Raw genomic sequence first — 15,308 nt, forward strand, 5'->3', positions numbered from 1 at the left:
GAACTCCTCCTCGAGTCCTCAACCCGGCGACGGCGCCGGGTGCGTGTCCGGCCAACCTAGATCCGCGCGTCATCCGAGCACGGGTTGTGTTCGTAACGAGCGATTGTGGTCATTTCGGTCATGCGGTCGCTCCGTCTGCGCACGCATAGCATGGGAGCTGTGGTGAAGGCGATGACGCTCCGCACGCAGCTGGTGCTGCTGCAGGTCGTCATCGTGCTCGCGATCGTCCTGACGGTCGGCCTCGCAGCGATGCTCATGCAGGAGCGTCAGATCCGCGAGGCGTCCCAGGAGCGCATGATCGCCGTGGCGCAGTCGGTCGCGCAGCTGCCGACAGTCGTCGACGCGTTCGACGACGAGGACCCGGCGGCCGTGATCCAGCCGATCGCCGAACTGATCAGGGACTCGTCGAACGTCGCGTACGTGGTCGTCACCGATGGCGAAGGCATCCGCTTCTCGCATCCGAATCCCGATCGCATCGGCGAGCCGGTGTCGACCGACCCGAGCGTCGCCCTGTCGGGCGAGATGTACACCGGCACGCAGACCGGCACCCTCGGCGAGTCCTGGCGCGTGAAGGTGCCCGTGTTCGACGAGGACGGAGAGGTCATCGGTCAGGTCTCGGTCGGCATCCTGGAGTCGGATCTGCGCGCGGACTTCCTGGGCGACATCACCGGCTTCCTGCTGGCTCTCGGCGCCGCGACCGTGGTCGGAGTCATCGCCGCGACCGGCGTCGCGCGCATCGTGCGTCGGCGCATCTTCGGGTTGGAGCCCGAAGAGATCCGCGGCCTTCTCGAGACGCGCGAGGCCACTCTGCACGGTATCCGGGAGGGCATGCTCGCCCTCGACGAGGAAGGACGCGTCTCGCTGTGCAACGACTCGGCCGCGCGTCTGCTGGGACTGTCATCACCCGCCGACGCGACCGGGCGCGCGGCATCAGAGCTGCTGGACGATCTGACGCAGGTCATCGCCGAAGCGGATGCCGACGACGACCCGGCGCAACGGCTGGTGCTGTCGGGTGAACGCGTTCTGCTGGCCCGTGCCGCCTCCGTGCAGGTCAAGGGACAGCGCGTGGGAACCGTGGTCACGCTCATGGATCGGACCGAGATCGACCACGCGCTGCGCGAGCTCGCCGGCGCGCAGAGCCTCACCGAGGGGCTGCGCGCTCAGCAGCACGAGTTCTCGAACACTCTCCACACGATCGGCGGGCTCATCGAGCTGGGCGAGGTCGAGGCCGCTCGTCGCGTGGTCGAGCGGGCCGGTGACGGCGGTGCCCTCAATCGTCTGGACGCACCCACCGGCGTGCAGGACATCGAGCTCGCGGCGATCCTACTCGCCAAGCGCGCCCGCGCACGCGAGCTGGGCATCGTGCTGACGGTGACTGACGACTCCCGACTGCCGGCGTACTGCGGCGGCGACGATCTGAGCATCGTGGTCGGGAACCTCCTGGACAACGCTCTGGATGCCGCGGGGCAGGGCGGGCATGTGAGCATCGCGCTCACGCAGGAGCAGGGCCGCGACATCCGCATCGTGGTCGAGGATGACGGTCCCGGTGTGCCGATCGAGCGACGCGGTGACGTGTTCCGTCTCGGTTTCTCCACCAAACCGGGCGATCGGCAGCGCGGCTACGGTCTGACGATCGTCGCGCGCATCGTCGAGCGCCGGGGCGGATCCATCGATCTCGGACCGTCCGTGACGGGCGGGGCGCGCTTCGCGGTGCGCCTACCGGCCGTGCAGCACGCGGGAGCGGCACGATGACACGGCTGCGCACGCTGATCGTCGAGGATGACTTCGCGGTCGCGCATGTGACACGCGGCTTCGTCGAGCGGCATCCGCGCTTCGAGGTCGTCGGCGTCGCATCGACCGGTGCGGACGCGCTGCGCGCCGTCCACGAACTGGAGCCGCAGGTGATGCTGCTGGACGTCTACCTCCCTGATATGTCCGGAATCGAGGTGCTCCGCCGGGCCCGAGCCGCGGGTGCGCACGTCGAGGTCATCGCGGTCACCGCGGCTCGAGACCTCGAGACGGTTCGCCGGGCCAGAGCGCACGGTGTTCACCACTACGTGGTGAAGCCGTTCCCGATGCAGACCCTCCACGAGCGGCTGGATGACATCTGGCGCGTGATCGCACGGGATGCCGAGCTCACCGGGACCGGCGAACTGGACCAGGTGACGGTGGACGCCCTGATGCGTCATGACGCGGTGACGATCGCCGCGCAGCGCAAGGGCGTCTCCCCCGCGACGCTGCAGCGCGTCGCCTCAGCTCTGGATGGGCAGAAGGCGCCGATGTCGGCGACGGAGGTCGCCGACGCCCTCGGCATGTCCCGAGTGAGCGCCCGGCGGTATCTGGAGCGGCTGGTGGAGTCCGGGATCGCCGAGAGCAGCCCGACCTACGGCAGCGTCGGGCGGCCGGAGCTGCGCTATCGCTCGCTCGCGTGAGCGTCGTCGTCGCCACGCCGCCGCCGAATCCGTGCCGCGCTGCGCTCCTCATGCCCGTCCCGGCGAACCGCGGCTGCGATGGCGCGGGTGTCGCGCAGCTCGACCTGCACCTGCCGCTCCGCAGGCACGCCGGCGCGCAGTTCGCGTACGCGCTCCAGCTCCACATCGATCTCGACGCCCAGCAGCAGCGCCATGTTCGCGATCCACAGCCACAGCAGGAAGATGAGGATGCCGGCGAACGGGCCGTAGAGCCGTTCGTAGTCCGTGATGGATGTTAGATAGAAGCCGAAGCCGGCCGACGCGATGCCGAAGACGATGAGCGCCGCAGCCGCGCCCAGACTCATCCACCGGAAACTCCGCGGCGCCACATTGGGCGCGAAGTAGTACAGGATCGCGATCAGCAGGACCGTGACCACGACCAGCGCGGGCCAGCGCACGATGGACCACACGAGCAGGCCCGCTTCCCCGACGCCCCACACCTCTCCGATGCCGCGCGAGACGCGCTGACCCGTCACCGCGATCAGCACGGCGATCGCGACCAGCACGATCATGACGGTGGTGAGCAGGAGGTGCGCGGGCTTCGACTTCCAGAACGGGCGTCCCTCCTCGACTCCGTAGATGCCGTTCACGGCACGGCTGAACGATGTCACGTACCGCCCGGCCGACCAGACGGTGACGGCGAGGGCGAACACGAGCACCCAGCCGGTTGCCGTCGCCTCGGCGAGCTCGGGCAGCAACTGCCGCGACGCGGCCGCGGTGCCCTCGGGCAGCATGGCGTCCGCTGCGCGCATCAGGTTCTCCAACCGCGAACCGTCGCGACCGAGCAGCCCGATCGTCGAGATGACGGCGATGGCGGCGGGCACCGCCGCGAGCACCGCGTAGAACGTCAGCGCCGCCGCACCGTCCGGGCACCGATCGGTTCCGAACTTGCGGATCGCCCGACGCCCGGCCAGCGCCCAGGCCTCGCGGCCGAGGCGCCAAGGGGGCGGCGAGGCGAATCTCTCGCCCCGAGAACGCGATGCCATGGTCACTCCTCCCCGGCCTGGACATGCACGAGGACGACGATGCGCCGCAGGTGCGTGGCCACCAGGACACCTGGCCCGAGGATACTCCGCGCCGATTCGCTTCCCGCCTCGAGCGCCTCGACGAGCAGGCGCACGGCGCGCGCAGCTTCCGACCGTGCGCGATGCGCTTCGGGGTCGTCCTCGCCGATGGTCGCGATCGCACGGGCCGTCGACGAGCAGCCGGCCGCGATGGCGGGGATGAGTTCCCGGTCGAGCGGGAACGCACCGGGCCGCTCGCGCACCACGTCCTCCAGCGCGTCCGAGATGTCGCGCACCCTGACCGCGATCGTCTCGAGCATCTCCAGCTGCCGGTGCGCGGACTGCGTCTCGTGGCGGCCGCCCACCGCGCGGGGATTGCCCCGCCGGCTCCGGTCCGCCTCGGCCAGCGCGGTGCGGAGTTCTCGCGCGGTGGTCTCGAGCGCGTCGGCGCCTCTGGTCCACTCGATCCGCTCCGGTGGCCATGGCCCCTCGAGCGCGTCGCCGATCCCCGCGAGGTGCTCGGCCACCGCGCTCTGGTAGGCGCTCACCTTGGCCTTCGCCGTGGCCGAGAACGTCCCGGGTGCGATGAGAAGGTTCACGGCCAGGCCGACGCCGAGACCGACCGCCATCTGCACGAGGTAGCCGAGCGAGTACATCTCGGCGTCCTGCCCTCCGATGACGAGCACGAACACCGCGGCGACGGCGACGTACTCGCGCCCTACGCCGAACCACCCTGTGCCGGACAGCAGCACCCCGACACCTGCGACGAGCGCGAGCGTCCAGATGTTCGGACCGACCGTGAACACGATGAGGAGCGCGAGGAGCATCCCCGTCGCGAGGGCGGCGAGCGTCTGCACGCTGGATTTGACGGAGTCCATCAGCGTGGGGTGCATGCTGATGAGCGCTCCGAGCGGCGCGTAGTAGGGGTACTCGTCCGTGACCCCGGGGGTGAAGTGCGCCAGCGTCCACGCGATGCCGACCGCCAGCGCCGTCTTGACCGCCAGGAGCAGTCGGGCGCCGGTCACCGCCTCGCGCGCGGACGTGCCTGCCCTCCGAGAGCGCTCGGTGAGGGAAACCCGCGTCCGGTTCACGCAGGCGTCCATGGACGAACGGGCATGCGGTCCTCCTGTCTCGACGGATGACGACCATGCTGGTCGACGGACGCACCGCGCGCACGAGGGTTGACACGACGAGCCTGGCGGTTCCCAGGCCAGCGACGGCGTCAGGCGCCCGGGCGCACCGTCAGATCGGTGATGTCGGCATCCCGAGGCAGATCGAGCGCCGTGAGGATCGTGGTCGCGACGGAATCCGGATCGATGAACCGCTCCGGTTCGTACTCGCGACCCTCCTGCTGGTGCACACGCGCCTGCATCGGCGTCGCCGTGCGGCCCGGGTACACCGAGGTCACGCGGACGCCGTGCTCGGCCTCCTCCGCACGCAGCGCGTCGGCCAGCGCCTTGAGCCCGTGCTTGGATGCCGCATACGCGGACCACCCTGCGTGCGCGTGCAGCCCTGCGCCGGAGTTGACGAACACGACCTGTCCCCGGGAGACGCGCAGCACGGGAAGCAGGAGTCGTGTGAGCTCCGCCGGCGACACGAGGTTCACGGCGAGCTGCTGCTCCCACAGCGTCGCGGGCAGGTCGGCGACCGGGCCGAGATCGACGACGCCGGCCACGTGCACGAGCGCGTCGATCCGGTCGGGCAGATGCTGCTTGGACAGCGCCCACGACAGTCTCCCCGGTTGCGAAAGGTCGCCGACCAGGGTGCCGGCACCGGGCAGCGCCTCTGCGATCTCGCGTGCTCGTCCGACATCGCGCGCGACCACGATGACGTCGTCACCTCGGGCCAGGAGGCGCCGCGCGAGCGCGGCGCCGATTCCCGACCCGGCTCCGGTGAGCAGATGAACAGCCATGTCAGGCGCGGTCGGCGGACTCCGCCAGCTCGATCGGGACCACGGGGCAGTCCTTCCAGAGGCGCTCGAGTCCGTAGTAGACGCGCTCCTCGGAGTGGAACACGTGCACGATCAGATCGCCGAAATCCATCAGGACCCAGCGCGCCTCGGCGCGGCCTTCACGGCGGACACGCTTGTGCCCGGCCTCGATGAGCTTGTCCTCGATCTCGTCGGCGATCGCGGCGACATTGCGCTCGCTGTTTCCGGTGACGAGGAGGAAGATGTCCACGAGCGGCAGCGGCTCGGAGACGTTGAGCGCGAGGAGATCCTCGCCGCCCTTGGAAACCGCCGCGGCAGCGGCGATCTGGAGCATCTGCTCCGCGGATTCAGGTGATTGCATCACAGCACATTCGTCGAGAAGGCGATGATCAGCGCGGCCGCCAGCGCGAGAGCGAGACCGCCGGCGGTGATCGCGAGGATCAGCATCAGCTTGTTGCCCTTCTCGGGAGCCGGTGGACGGATGACCTCGCCTGCGGGTTTGATGGTGCTGACCGCGGAACTCGCCGCGATCGGCGTCGGAGAGGATGCCGGCGGCAGCTCACCGTCGATGAGGACAGCGTCGACGTCCTTGCCGTCGGTCGTCCCCTTCGCGTGTCCCCGAGAGCCGAGGCCCTCCGGGAGATCATAGGATCCGGTGATCAGCACCTCGCCGGTCGAGGCGACCGGTCCGGAAAGCGATCCCTCCCCTGGGGGCGGGTTGAAGATCAGTGCGCTGGGCGCGATGTGCTGCGACCCGGTCGAGTCGCTGACCGTGATGAGCTCATCGAAAGACGGGGCGAACGACGGTGTCGTCTTCTCGTCGGAGAGCACACTCTGGCCGAAAGCCGGGTTCACAGTCGGACGCTCATCCGGTGCCGCGCCTTCGTCGAGGTCCTCGATCGCGTCGGCGTCGACGCCCAGGTCGACCAGGTCCGCTTCGACGTCCTCGTCGGCATCCTCGTCCTCGGGCGCGTCGGCGTCCTCGTCCTCGGGCTCGTCGGCGTCCTCGGGCTCATCCGCGTCCTCCGGCTCATCGGATTCCACGGTCTCGTCGGACTCGTCGACGTCGTCGGCAGGGTCGGTGTCGTCATCCGTCTCGTCACCGGCGTCGTCCTCAGCTGCGGTCTGCGGGGCTGACGCGGCGACGGGCGCGAACGCGGGAACCGCCGACACGATCACCGGCACGTCGTCCGAACCGGTCTCGTCCGGCCCATCGGCGTCTTCGCGGACGTCGGTGTCCTCCTGCGCGGCATCCTCCTGCGCTGCGGCGTGCGCGGCTGCTTCGTCGGCGCCGATCACCGGCACCGAAGCGGTGCGGATGCGCTCCTGTTCGCGTGCCTGACGGCGCGTCAGCGGCAGCGCGCCGAGGTCGACGGCCTCATCTGCCGTCGGGGCCGGCGGCACTGGCGTGGGCTCTGCCGCACGAGGCAGAGGCGGTTGCGGCGCCGGGGCGGGCGGGCTCGCTTCCTCCTCGGTGATCACCGGTGTCGCGCCAGTCAGACGGATCTCCCGCAGCTGCTTGCGCGTCAGCGGTTCCTTCCCCTCGCTGTCCGATGTACTCATGCCTTGCTCCGATACAGATGATGCTTCGCGATGTATTGAACGACTCCGTCAGGGACGAGGTACCACACCGGCTCGCCCTCGTGGACGCGCTGCCTGCAATCCGTCGACGAGATCGACAGCGCCGGCACCTCCAGCTGGCTGACGTCGTCGCTCGGGAGGCCGTCGATGCTCAGAACGTGTCCTGGACGCGAGACCGCGACGAAGTGGGCCAGATCCCACAACTCATCATGGTCCCTCCAGCTGAGAATCTGCGCCACGGCATCCGCACCGCTGATGAAGAAGAGCTCGGCCTCCGGACGTTCCGCCTTCAGATCCCGCAGGGTGTCGATCGTGAAGGTGTCGCCCTCACGATCGATGTCGACGCGACTGACGGTGAATCGGGGGTTGGATGCCGTGGCGATCACGGTCATCAGGTACCGGTGCTCGCTGGGCGTCACGGTGCGCTTCTGCCACGGTCGTCCGGTCGGAACGAAGACGACCTCGTCGAGATCGAACTCGTGCGCGACCTCGCTCGCAGCGACGAGGTGACCGTGATGGATGGGATCAAACGTCCCGCCCATCACCCCGATACGCGGCGCCCGCGACGTCGTGTGCTCCATCCGCGGCTCAGTGGCCGTGCCCTGCCCCGTGGCCGTCCTTGCCGTGCTGTGCCGCCCAGGCGTCGGCCTTGGCCGAGTGGCGGTTGGCGACGTGGCGGTACGAGAAGGTCACCAGGCCGAGCAGTGCGAACACGATCGCGGCGATGACCCCGAAGATCAGCGTCTCGAGCGCGACGTTTCCGTGGTGCTCGGTCTCTGCGGCTGCCATCGCGAACTGTGCGACGAGATTCATCCTTACTCCGTTTCGTGACCGGGGGCGCGAACGCGCTCCCCCATCCTATCGGTCAGCCGCGCGTCTGCCCTGCCCCACGCGCGAGCCATTTCGTGCTGGTCAGCTCCGACAGGCCCATCGGGCCCCGGGCATGCAGCTTCTGGGTCGAGATGCCGACCTCGGCGCCGAAGCCGAACTCCGCGCCGTCGGTGAACCGGGTGGACGCGTTCACGACCACCACGGCCGAGTCGACCTCGGCGAGGAACCGCTCGGCGCTGCGCGAATCGGTCGTAATGATCGCCTCGGTGTGCCCCGTGCTGTACCGGCGGATGTGATCGAGCGCATCGTCGAGCGAGTCGACGACCTTGATGGCGATGTCGAGGCTGAGATACTCCGTCTCCCAGTCCTCCTCCGTGGCGGGGATCACGTTGCTCACGAGCCCGGCGACGATGTCATCGCCGTGGACGGCGACGCCTTCGCTCTGCAACGCGCTGGCCACCAGCGGGATCAGCCTCGGCGCGGCCTGACGGTGCACGAGGACGGTCTCGACCGCGTTGCACACGCTGGGCCGCTGAACCTTCGCGTTCACGACGATGTCGGTCGCCCAGTCGTCCGGTGCCGTCTCGTCCAGCACGATGTGCACGTTGCCGGCACCCGTCTCGATCACGGGGACGGTGGATTCGGTCACGACCGTCTCGATCAGCGAAGCGCTGCCGCGCGGTACGAGCACGTCGACGAACCCGCGACCGTGCATGAGCGCCTTCGCACCGTCGCGGCCGAAGTCGTCGACCGTCTGGATCGCCTCGGGCGTGACGCCGATGCCCGCGAGGGCGTCGCGCATGATCTCGACGAGGACGGTGTTGGATTCCCGTGCCGCGCTGCCACCGCGCAGCACGACCGCGTTCCCCGACCGCAGCGCGAGCGACGCGATGTCGACGGTCACATTCGGCCGTGCTTCGTAGATCGCTCCGACCACACCGAACGGCACGCGGACCTGTTCGAGCGCCACGCCGTTGGGCATCCGATGTCCGCCGACGACCTGACCGACGGGGTCGGCCAGCGCGGCGACCTCCCGGACCGCGGAGGCCAGCGCGGCGACCCGCTTCCGATCCAGGCGCAGACGGTCGACGAGCGCGGTGCTGATGCCGTCCGCTTCGCCACGGGCGACGTCACGGCCGTTCGCGGCGATGATCCGATCCGCTCCCGCCTCCAGCGCGCGTGCGATCGCCTCGAGTGCGTGCGCCTTGGCGTCGCTCGTCAGCTGCGCGGTGATGCGCGACGCGTCCTTCGCCAGGGCGAGTCGCTGCTGCGGGCCCTCGACGTCCGCGGTGGCGGAATCGACGGGTACGGAGAGGGTGTCGGCGCTCATCCGCCCAGCCTATCGAGCGGGGATCGACCAGGGGCCGGGATTACGGCCGGCCAGCGCGCCCGGTCAGGCCGGGATGGCCGGCTCGAACCAGGTGCCGATGCGATCGCCCGACAGGGCGCGGTCGATGAGGTCCGCACCCGTGACGAGCACGCCGATACCGGATGCCGCGGCCAGCCGAGCGGCCGACACCTTGGTCGCCGCTCCCCCAGTGCCGACGCTGTTGACGACGGTCGATCCGAACTCGAGCGCCGACAGATCCTCATCGGCCGCGATCACGTCGAGCGGCTGGGCATCCGGATCCGTCGGCGGCTTGGTGTAGAGCGCCTCGACATCGCTGAGCAGCACGAGGGCATCGGCCTGGATCAGCTGGGCGACCAGGGCCGCGAGCCGGTCGTTGTCGCCGAAGCGGATCTCCTGCGTCGCGACGGTGTCGTTCTCGTTCACGATCGGCAGGATGCGCAGGCCGAGCAGCCGTTCCATCGCGCGCCGCGCGTTGCTGCGCGAGGTGGGGTGCTCGAGGTCTCCGGTCGTCAGCAGCACCTGGCCGGCGACGATGCCGAACGGGCGAAGCGCCTCCTGGTAGCGGTAGACGAGGATGTTCTGACCGACCGCTGCGGCCGCCTGCTGCGTGGCGAGATCCGTCGGCCTGGCTTCCAGGTTCAGGAACGGGATGCCGGTGGCGATCGCACCCGAAGAGACGAGGACGATCTCGCAACCCCGACCGTGCGCCTTCTGCAGCGCGTGCACGATCATCGGGATCCGCCAGGACGACTCGCCGCTGATCGAGGATGACCCGACCTTCACCACGATACGGGCGGCCGTGGCCAGTTCCTCCCGTGTGCGGGTCGTCATGCCTCGTCTCCGTCGAGGTCCTCCTCGGTGACGATCCGGCGCTGCTCGGCTTCGGCGCGCAGCGCCGCCTTGGCATCCATCCGCTCGTAGTACTGCTCGCGCCGCTGGGTCGTGGTCCGACGGGGGTTCGTCGCCGCGAAACGCGGGTCCGTGCCTCGGGGAGCGACCATGAGCTCCGCCGCCGACGACATCGACGGCTCCCAGTCGAAGACCAGTCCGTCGCCCTCGCCGATGACCACGGTGGCGCCGGGCGTCGCACCCAGGCGGAACAGCTCGTCCTCGACCCCGAGACGCTCGAGGCGATCGGCGAGGTAGCCGACGGCCTCTTCGTTCTGGAAGTCGGTCTGCTGCACCCAGCGCACCGGCTTCTCGCCGAGCACGCGGTACACGTTGCCGTACGTGCCGCCTTCGACCCGCACCGTGAACTCCTTCTGGGAGCCCTTGGGTCGGATCACGACACGCTCCTGCGGGACCACGACGGCCGCTTCGGCCCGGTGCTTCTCCACGATGTCGCCGAGCGCGAACGTCAGCGGACGCAGTCCCTCGTGCGAGACGGTGGAGATCTCGAACACGCGGAATCCGCGCGCCTCGAGGTCGGGGCGCACCATCTCGGCGAGCTCACGCGCTTCGGGAACGTCGATCTTGTTCAGAGCGACCAGCTGCGGACGCTCCAGCAGTGGCACCTGCCCCTCGGGGACCTCGTAGGCAGCCAGCTCCGCGATGATGACGTCGAGGTCGCTGATCGGGTCGCGACCGGGCTCGAGGGTCGCGCAGTCGAGCACGTGCAGCAGTGCGGAGCAGCGCTCGACGTGGCGGAGGAACTCGAGTCCGAGTCCTCGTCCTTCGCTGGCACCCTCGATGAGTCCCGGCACATCCGCGACGGTGTAGCGCGCGTCGCCGGCCTGCACGACGCCGAGGTTCGGATGCAGCGTCGTGAACGGGTAGTCCGCGATCTTGGGGCGAGCCGCCGAGATCGCGGCGATCAGGCTCGACTTGCCCGCGGACGGGTATCCCACCAGCGCGACGTCGGCGACGGTCTTGAGCTCGAGGACGACGTCGCCTTCGAACCCCGGCGTGCCGAGCAGCGCGAAACCGGGCGCCTTGCGCTTCGGGGATGCGAGGGCCGCGTTGCCGAGACCGCCTCGGCCGCCCTGGGCGACGACGAAGCGCTCACCGGGGACGACCATGTCGATGAGGACTTCGCCGTCGGTGTTCTTGACGACCGTCCCGACCGGGACCGGCAGCTCGAGAGTCTCGCCGGCGAAACCGGAACGGTGATCGCCCATGCCGAACCCGCCGTTGCCGCTGGAGCGGTGCGGCGAGTGGTGGTACGACAGCAGGGTGCCGGTCTGCGGATCGGCGACGAGGACGATGTCGCCGCCGTCACCGCCGTTGCCGCCGTCGGGTCCGCCGAGCGGCTTGAACTTCTCGCGGTGCACCGACACGCAGCCGTTGCCGCCCTTGCCTGCGCGCAGGTGGAGCGTCACCGTGTCGACGAACGTGACCATGTGATGTCCTCGGTTCCTGAGCTGATCAAAGGCGGAATGCACGAACGGGACGGGCAAATGCCCGCCCCGTTCGGATGGTTGCTGTGCTGCGTGTTACTCGGCAGCTGCGACGATGTTGACGACCTTGCGGCCGCCCTTCGCGCCGAACTCGACCGAGCCGGCTGCGAGAGCGAACAGCGTGTCGTCGCCGCCACGGCCGACGTTCACGCCGGGGTGGAAGTGCGTGCCGCGCTGGCGGACGAGGATCTCGCCGGCGTTGACGGTCTGACCGCCGAAGCGCTTCACGCCGAGTCGCTGTGCGTTGGAGTCACGACCGTTGCGGGTCGAGCTCGCGCCCTTTTTGTGTGCCATTTCTCAGCTCCCCTTCGTGCTTACTTGATGCCGGTGATCTTGACGCGCGTGAGCTCCTGGCGGTGGCCCTGACGCTTCTTGTAACCGGTCTTGTTCTTGAACTTCTGGATGACGATCTTCGGGCCGCGGAGGTTGCCGAGAACCTCAGCGGTGACCTTGACCTTCGCCAGCTTGTCGGCGTCGGTGGTCACCGTGGCGCCGTCGACGAGCAGCACGGCGGCCAGCTCGATCTTCTCACCCTGGGCAGCCTGAACACGGTCGAGCTGAACGATCGTGCCGACCTCGACCTTCTCCTGCCGTCCGCCGGCGCGCACTACTGCGTAAACCACTTGATACCTGTTTCATCGGGGAGCTCAAGGCTCCGGAAATCTCACGGGAAGACTGTGCCTGCGTTCGTCGCAGGTCTGACGGGTGCGAGCACCGGGGCTCATCCGGACCGCCCTGGGGACGGTTCAGCTCGCGCACCAAGGGTCCACTTTACCGGATCGGAGACGATGTGGCAAAGCGAGCCGATGCCGTGTCGCGGGAAAGTCGCCGGGCCGTAGGATCGCACGGTGACCGTACTCGTCGACGACCCGATCTGGCCTGCCCACGGGCGGCTCTGGGCGCACCTGGTCAGCGATGCGGACCTCGAGGAGCTGCACGCGTTCGCACGGCTCAACGACGTGCCTGCCCGCGCGTTCGATCTGGACCACTACGACGTGCCGGAGGAGATGATCCCCCGGCTTGTCGCAGCGGGCGCCGCCCCTGTGGGCGGCAAAGAGCTCACGCGACGGCTGATCGCGTCAGGACTGCGCGTCCCCGCTCGCGACCGGCGCGGCGGCCACTGAGTCGGCGTTCACCGACACCGGAGTGCCCGTGAGCGCCGCCGTGGTCACGCGTCGGCGGTTGCGTCCCTGACCGGGAGCCTTCGGCTCCGGCAGCGCATCAAGCACGGAGTCGAGCAGCTGCTCGGCCTCGCTGCGCGGTGCGGGCTTCGCGCGCTCCGAGCGCTTCTTGCGCGCCTTCTTGGGACGCTCCGCCGCAGCCGCCGGCACCTCGGGCGCGACCTCGACGGTCTCGGGCGGGACGACCCGCGTGGATGCCGCGATCTGCGCGAGGGCGGTCTTGGCCCCCTCGGGGATGCTGTGGGTCACGCCACCGGCCGGGGCAGGCGCGCTGGCCTGGTTGCCGCCGCCGCGCTGGCGTCGGTTCGACGTGCTGCCGTTGCCGTTCGAGCGATGCTTGACGACGGGGTCGTGGTGAACGATGACTCCACGGCCGGCGCAGACCTCGCACGCCTCGCTGAAGGTCTCCAGCAGGCCGAGGCCCAGCTTCTTGCGGGTCATCTGCACCAGGCCGAGCGAGGTGACCTCGGCGACCTGGTGCTTGGTCCGGTCACGGCTCAGGCACTCCACCAGGCGGCGCAGCACGAGATCGCGGTTGGACTCGAGCACCATGTCGATGAAGTCGACGACGATGATGCCGCCGATGTCGCGCAGACGCAGCTGACGGACGATCTCCTCAGCCGCCTCGAGGTTGTTCTTGGTGACCGTCTCCTCGAGGTTTCCGCCCGAGCCGACGAACTTGCCGGTGTTGACGTCGACGACGGTCATGGCCTCGGTGCGGTCGATCACGAGCGAACCGCCGGAGGGCAGCCAGACCTTGCGGTCCAGCGCCTTCTCGATCTGCTCCGTGACGCGGAACGCGTCGAACGGGTCCGACTCGTCCTCGTACTCCTCGACGCGCTCGAGCAGGTCGGGTGCGACGCTCTCGAGGTAGGCGCGGATCGTGCGCTGCGCCTCTTCGCCCTGGATGAGCATCTTCGTGAAGTCCTCGTTGAAGACGTCGCGGACGATCTTCACGAGCAGGTCAGGCTCGGCGTGCAGCAGTGCCGGAGCCTGCTGGCTCTCGACCTGCTTCTGGACGTGCTCCCACTGGTTCGTGAGACGCTGCACGTCACGCGTGAGCTGGTCCTCGGTGGCGCCTTCCGCTGCCGTGCGGACGATGACGCCGCTGGACTCGGGCAGCACCTCCTTGAGGATGCGCTTGAGACGGGCACGCTCGTTGTCGGGGAGCTTGCGCGAGATGCCGTTCATCGATCCGCCCGGCACGTACACCAGGTAGCGTCCCGGCAGCGAGATCTGGCTGGTCAGGCGAGCGCCCTTGTGTCCGACCGGGTCCTTGGTGACCTGGACGAGGACACGGTCGCCCGGCTTGAGCGCGAGCTCGATGCGCCGCGGCTGGTTACCCGTCTCGACGCCGTCCCAGTCGACCTCGCCGGAGTACAGCACGGCATTGCGGCCGCGGCCGATGTCGACGAACGCGGCCTCCATGCTGGGCAGGACGTTCTGGACGCGACCGAGGTACACGTTGCCGATCAGCGAAGCGTCCTGGTTGCGCGCCACGTAGTGCTCGACGAGGACGTTGTCCTCGAGGACGGCGATCTGCGTGCGACCGTTCTTCGAGCGGACGACCATCATCCGATCGACGGACTCCCGGCGCGCGAGGAACTCGGCCTCGGTGACGACAGGGCGACGACGGCCGGCATCGCGACCGTCGCGGCGGCGCTGCTTCTTCGCCTCGAGGCGCGTGGAGCCCTTGATCGCCTTCGGCTCGGTGATGTACTCGACGACGCGCTGCCGCTGACGCGGCTCAGAACGCTGGTCGTCGTCTCCGTCGCCTCCGCGTCGGCGACGGCCGCGTCGCGCAGAGGCACCGGACTCGTCGGATTCCTGCTCGCGGTCGCGATCACGATCACGATCTCGGTCGCGATCACGGCCGGGGCGCGCCGGCAGCGGCACGATCTCCGGCGCGTAGAAGTGCAGCTGCGTGGAGACGCGGGAGACGAACGTCTCCGGGATCAGTCCGAGCGACACCGCCGTGAGCGGCTCCGGCTTGGCCGGCTCGGGCTTGGATGCTTCGGTCTTGGCCGGCTCGGTCTTGGGCGCCGCATCCTCGGCTGCTTCCGTAGAGGCGGCTTCGGGGGCCGAATCCACCTCCGGCTTCGCGGCCTCGACGGATTCAGTGGCCTCGACGGACTCGGTGGGAGCGTCGGTCGCCTCGGAGACGGGTTCGCTCGGCACGGCGGCGGACGGGGCTTCCGAGGCGACCGGCGCGTCGGAAGCGACAGCGTCGGACGCAGCTGCCTCCGGGGCGGCCGCAGGAGCATCCTCGGTGGCCTCAGAGACAGCCGCCGGCTCGGTCGATGCCGTCGCGGCATCAGCCGTGTCCGCAGGGACGTCAGCCGTCTCGGCTGGAGCGGCCGCAGGCTCGCTCACAGTGTCGGCCTCGATCGGCGCCTGCTCTGATGCGTCTGGCGCGGCATCCTCTGCGGCGTCAGAGTGCTGCAGCGTCGCGTCTAACGCGGGCTCTGCATTCTCGTCGAGGGTCGGGTTGTTGTTGTCATTGTTGTCATCGGCCATCTCTGGCGAACTCCCTGCACGGGCACTGTGTGCTCCGCGAAATCTC

The 15,308-nt window shown here is 69.3% G+C and carries 16 protein-coding genes; 3 read left to right on the forward strand and 13 right to left on the reverse strand.

Translation table 11 applies throughout. The features are described 5' to 3' along the window. Positions 1-150: 150 nt before the first annotated feature. Positions 151-1,752, forward strand: a complete 1,602-nt coding sequence (locus tag OED01_RS09245) for an ATP-binding protein (protein WP_413231576.1) — start codon at positions 151-153, stop codon at positions 1,750-1,752. Next, positions 1,749-2,432 carry a response regulator gene (locus OED01_RS09250; protein WP_264154989.1) on the forward strand — a complete coding sequence of 228 codons (684 nt, stop codon included), beginning with the start codon at positions 1,749-1,751 and terminating at the stop codon, positions 2,430-2,432. Before OED01_RS09245 ends, OED01_RS09250 begins: the two co-directional genes overlap by 4 nt. On the opposite strand, the gene OED01_RS09255 is transcribed toward OED01_RS09250, so the two are convergent. The 12 genes from OED01_RS09255 to rplU all read right to left on the reverse strand — a co-directional run bounded on the left by OED01_RS09255 (position 2,414) and on the right by rplU (position 12,187). Next, positions 2,414-3,457 carry a YihY/virulence factor BrkB family protein gene (locus OED01_RS09255; RefSeq protein ID WP_264154990.1) on the reverse strand — a complete coding sequence of 348 codons (1,044 nt, stop codon included), beginning with the start codon at positions 3,455-3,457 and terminating at the stop codon, positions 2,414-2,416. The two genes, OED01_RS09250 and OED01_RS09255, sit on opposite strands and share 19 nt — an antisense overlap. 2 nt (positions 3,458-3,459) lie before the next feature. Then, positions 3,460-4,566, reverse strand: a complete 1,107-nt coding sequence (locus OED01_RS09260) for an FUSC family protein (RefSeq protein WP_264154991.1) — start codon at positions 4,564-4,566, stop codon at positions 3,460-3,462. A gap of 131 nt (positions 4,567-4,697) precedes the next feature. Then, positions 4,698-5,387, reverse strand: coding sequence for an SDR family oxidoreductase (locus OED01_RS09265; protein ID WP_264154992.1), 690 nt, complete (start codon positions 5,385-5,387; stop codon positions 4,698-4,700). A 1-nt stretch (position 5,388) separates the two neighbouring features. After that, complete coding sequence (gene rsfS, locus OED01_RS09270; RefSeq protein ID WP_264157950.1) at positions 5,389-5,766, reverse strand: ribosome silencing factor; 378 nt, start codon at positions 5,764-5,766, stop codon at positions 5,389-5,391. Beyond that, positions 5,766-6,968 (reverse strand): hypothetical protein, encoded by a 1,203-nt coding sequence (locus tag OED01_RS09275; RefSeq protein WP_264154993.1) that lies wholly within the window; start codon positions 6,966-6,968, stop codon positions 5,766-5,768. The genes rsfS and OED01_RS09275 overlap by 1 nt, the downstream gene beginning before the upstream one ends. After that, positions 6,965-7,567 carry a nicotinate-nucleotide adenylyltransferase gene (nadD, locus tag OED01_RS09280; protein WP_264154995.1) on the reverse strand — a complete coding sequence of 201 codons (603 nt, stop codon included), beginning with the start codon at positions 7,565-7,567 and terminating at the stop codon, positions 6,965-6,967. Before nadD ends, OED01_RS09275 begins: the two co-directional genes overlap by 4 nt. Before the next feature lie 7 nt (positions 7,568-7,574). Next, positions 7,575-7,799 (reverse strand): hypothetical protein, encoded by a 225-nt coding sequence (locus OED01_RS09285; RefSeq protein ID WP_264154996.1) that lies wholly within the window; start codon positions 7,797-7,799, stop codon positions 7,575-7,577. A gap of 52 nt (positions 7,800-7,851) precedes the next feature. Continuing rightward, the gene (locus OED01_RS09290) at positions 7,852-9,147 is read right to left on the reverse strand and encodes a glutamate-5-semialdehyde dehydrogenase (protein ID WP_264154997.1); all 1,296 of its coding nucleotides are present in this window, start codon (positions 9,145-9,147) and stop codon (positions 7,852-7,854) included. 63 nt (positions 9,148-9,210) lie between these two features. Next, complete coding sequence (gene proB, locus OED01_RS09295) at positions 9,211-9,999, reverse strand: glutamate 5-kinase (RefSeq protein WP_264154999.1); 789 nt, start codon at positions 9,997-9,999, stop codon at positions 9,211-9,213. After that, entirely contained in the window at positions 9,996-11,507 is a 1,512-nt protein-coding gene (gene obgE / locus OED01_RS09300) for a GTPase ObgE (RefSeq protein WP_264155000.1), read from the reverse strand. Before obgE ends, proB begins: the two co-directional genes overlap by 4 nt. Positions 11,508-11,600: 93 nt before the next feature. Then, positions 11,601-11,858 carry a 50S ribosomal protein L27 gene (gene rpmA / locus OED01_RS09305; RefSeq protein ID WP_243225898.1) on the reverse strand — a complete coding sequence of 86 codons (258 nt, stop codon included), beginning with the start codon at positions 11,856-11,858 and terminating at the stop codon, positions 11,601-11,603. Between the two features lie 20 nt (positions 11,859-11,878). Continuing rightward, a complete protein-coding gene (gene rplU, locus OED01_RS09310) occupies positions 11,879-12,187 on the reverse strand; it encodes a 50S ribosomal protein L21 (protein WP_264155001.1) in 309 nt (102 codons plus the stop codon). A gap of 225 nt (positions 12,188-12,412) precedes the next feature. Here rplU and OED01_RS09315 point away from each other — a divergent pair, with 225 nt between their 5' ends. Next, positions 12,413-12,688, forward strand: a complete 276-nt coding sequence (locus tag OED01_RS09315; protein ID WP_264155002.1) for a DUF4031 domain-containing protein — start codon at positions 12,413-12,415, stop codon at positions 12,686-12,688. Here OED01_RS09315 and OED01_RS09320 read toward each other — a convergent pair. Next, entirely contained in the window at positions 12,644-15,262 is a 2,619-nt protein-coding gene (locus tag OED01_RS09320) for an Rne/Rng family ribonuclease (RefSeq protein WP_264155003.1), read from the reverse strand. The genes OED01_RS09315 and OED01_RS09320 overlap by 45 nt on opposite strands. Positions 15,263-15,308 lie beyond the last annotated feature (46 nt).

The sequence above is a fragment of the Microbacterium sp. M28 genome (assembly GCF_025836995.1).
GTDB lineage: Bacteria > Actinomycetota > Actinomycetes > Actinomycetales > Microbacteriaceae > Microbacterium.

What these genes read in the sequence shown, in the direction of transcription:
- OED01_RS09250 (WP_264154989.1), top strand. Translation starts at nt 1,749, where the DNA reads ATGACACGGCTGCGCACGCTGATCGTCGAGGATGACTTCGCGGTCGCG.
- OED01_RS09265 (WP_264154992.1), bottom strand. Translation starts at nt 5,387, where the DNA reads ATGGCTGTTCATCTGCTCACCGGAGCCGGGTCGGGAATCGGCGCCGCG.
- OED01_RS09255 (WP_264154990.1), bottom strand. Translation starts at nt 3,457, where the DNA reads ATGGCATCGCGTTCTCGGGGCGAGAGATTCGCCTCGCCGCCCCCTTGG.
- nadD (WP_264154995.1), bottom strand. Translation starts at nt 7,567, where the DNA reads ATGGAGCACACGACGTCGCGGGCGCCGCGTATCGGGGTGATGGGCGGG.
- rpmA (WP_243225898.1), bottom strand. Translation starts at nt 11,858, where the DNA reads ATGGCACACAAAAAGGGCGCGAGCTCGACCCGCAACGGTCGTGACTCC.
- obgE (WP_264155000.1), bottom strand. Translation starts at nt 11,507, where the DNA reads ATGGTCACGTTCGTCGACACGGTGACGCTCCACCTGCGCGCAGGCAAG.
- OED01_RS09245 (WP_413231576.1), top strand. Translation starts at nt 151, where the DNA reads ATGGGAGCTGTGGTGAAGGCGATGACGCTCCGCACGCAGCTGGTGCTG.
- OED01_RS09290 (WP_264154997.1), bottom strand. Translation starts at nt 9,147, where the DNA reads ATGAGCGCCGACACCCTCTCCGTACCCGTCGATTCCGCCACCGCGGAC.
- OED01_RS09275 (WP_264154993.1), bottom strand. Translation starts at nt 6,968, where the DNA reads ATGAGTACATCGGACAGCGAGGGGAAGGAACCGCTGACGCGCAAGCAG.
- OED01_RS09320 (WP_264155003.1), bottom strand. Translation starts at nt 15,262, where the DNA reads ATGGCCGATGACAACAATGACAACAACAACCCGACCCTCGACGAGAAT.
- OED01_RS09285 (WP_264154996.1), bottom strand. Translation starts at nt 7,799, where the DNA reads ATGAATCTCGTCGCACAGTTCGCGATGGCAGCCGCAGAGACCGAGCAC.
- rsfS (WP_264157950.1), bottom strand. Translation starts at nt 5,766, where the DNA reads ATGCAATCACCTGAATCCGCGGAGCAGATGCTCCAGATCGCCGCTGCC.
- proB (WP_264154999.1), bottom strand. Translation starts at nt 9,999, where the DNA reads ATGACGACCCGCACACGGGAGGAACTGGCCACGGCCGCCCGTATCGTG.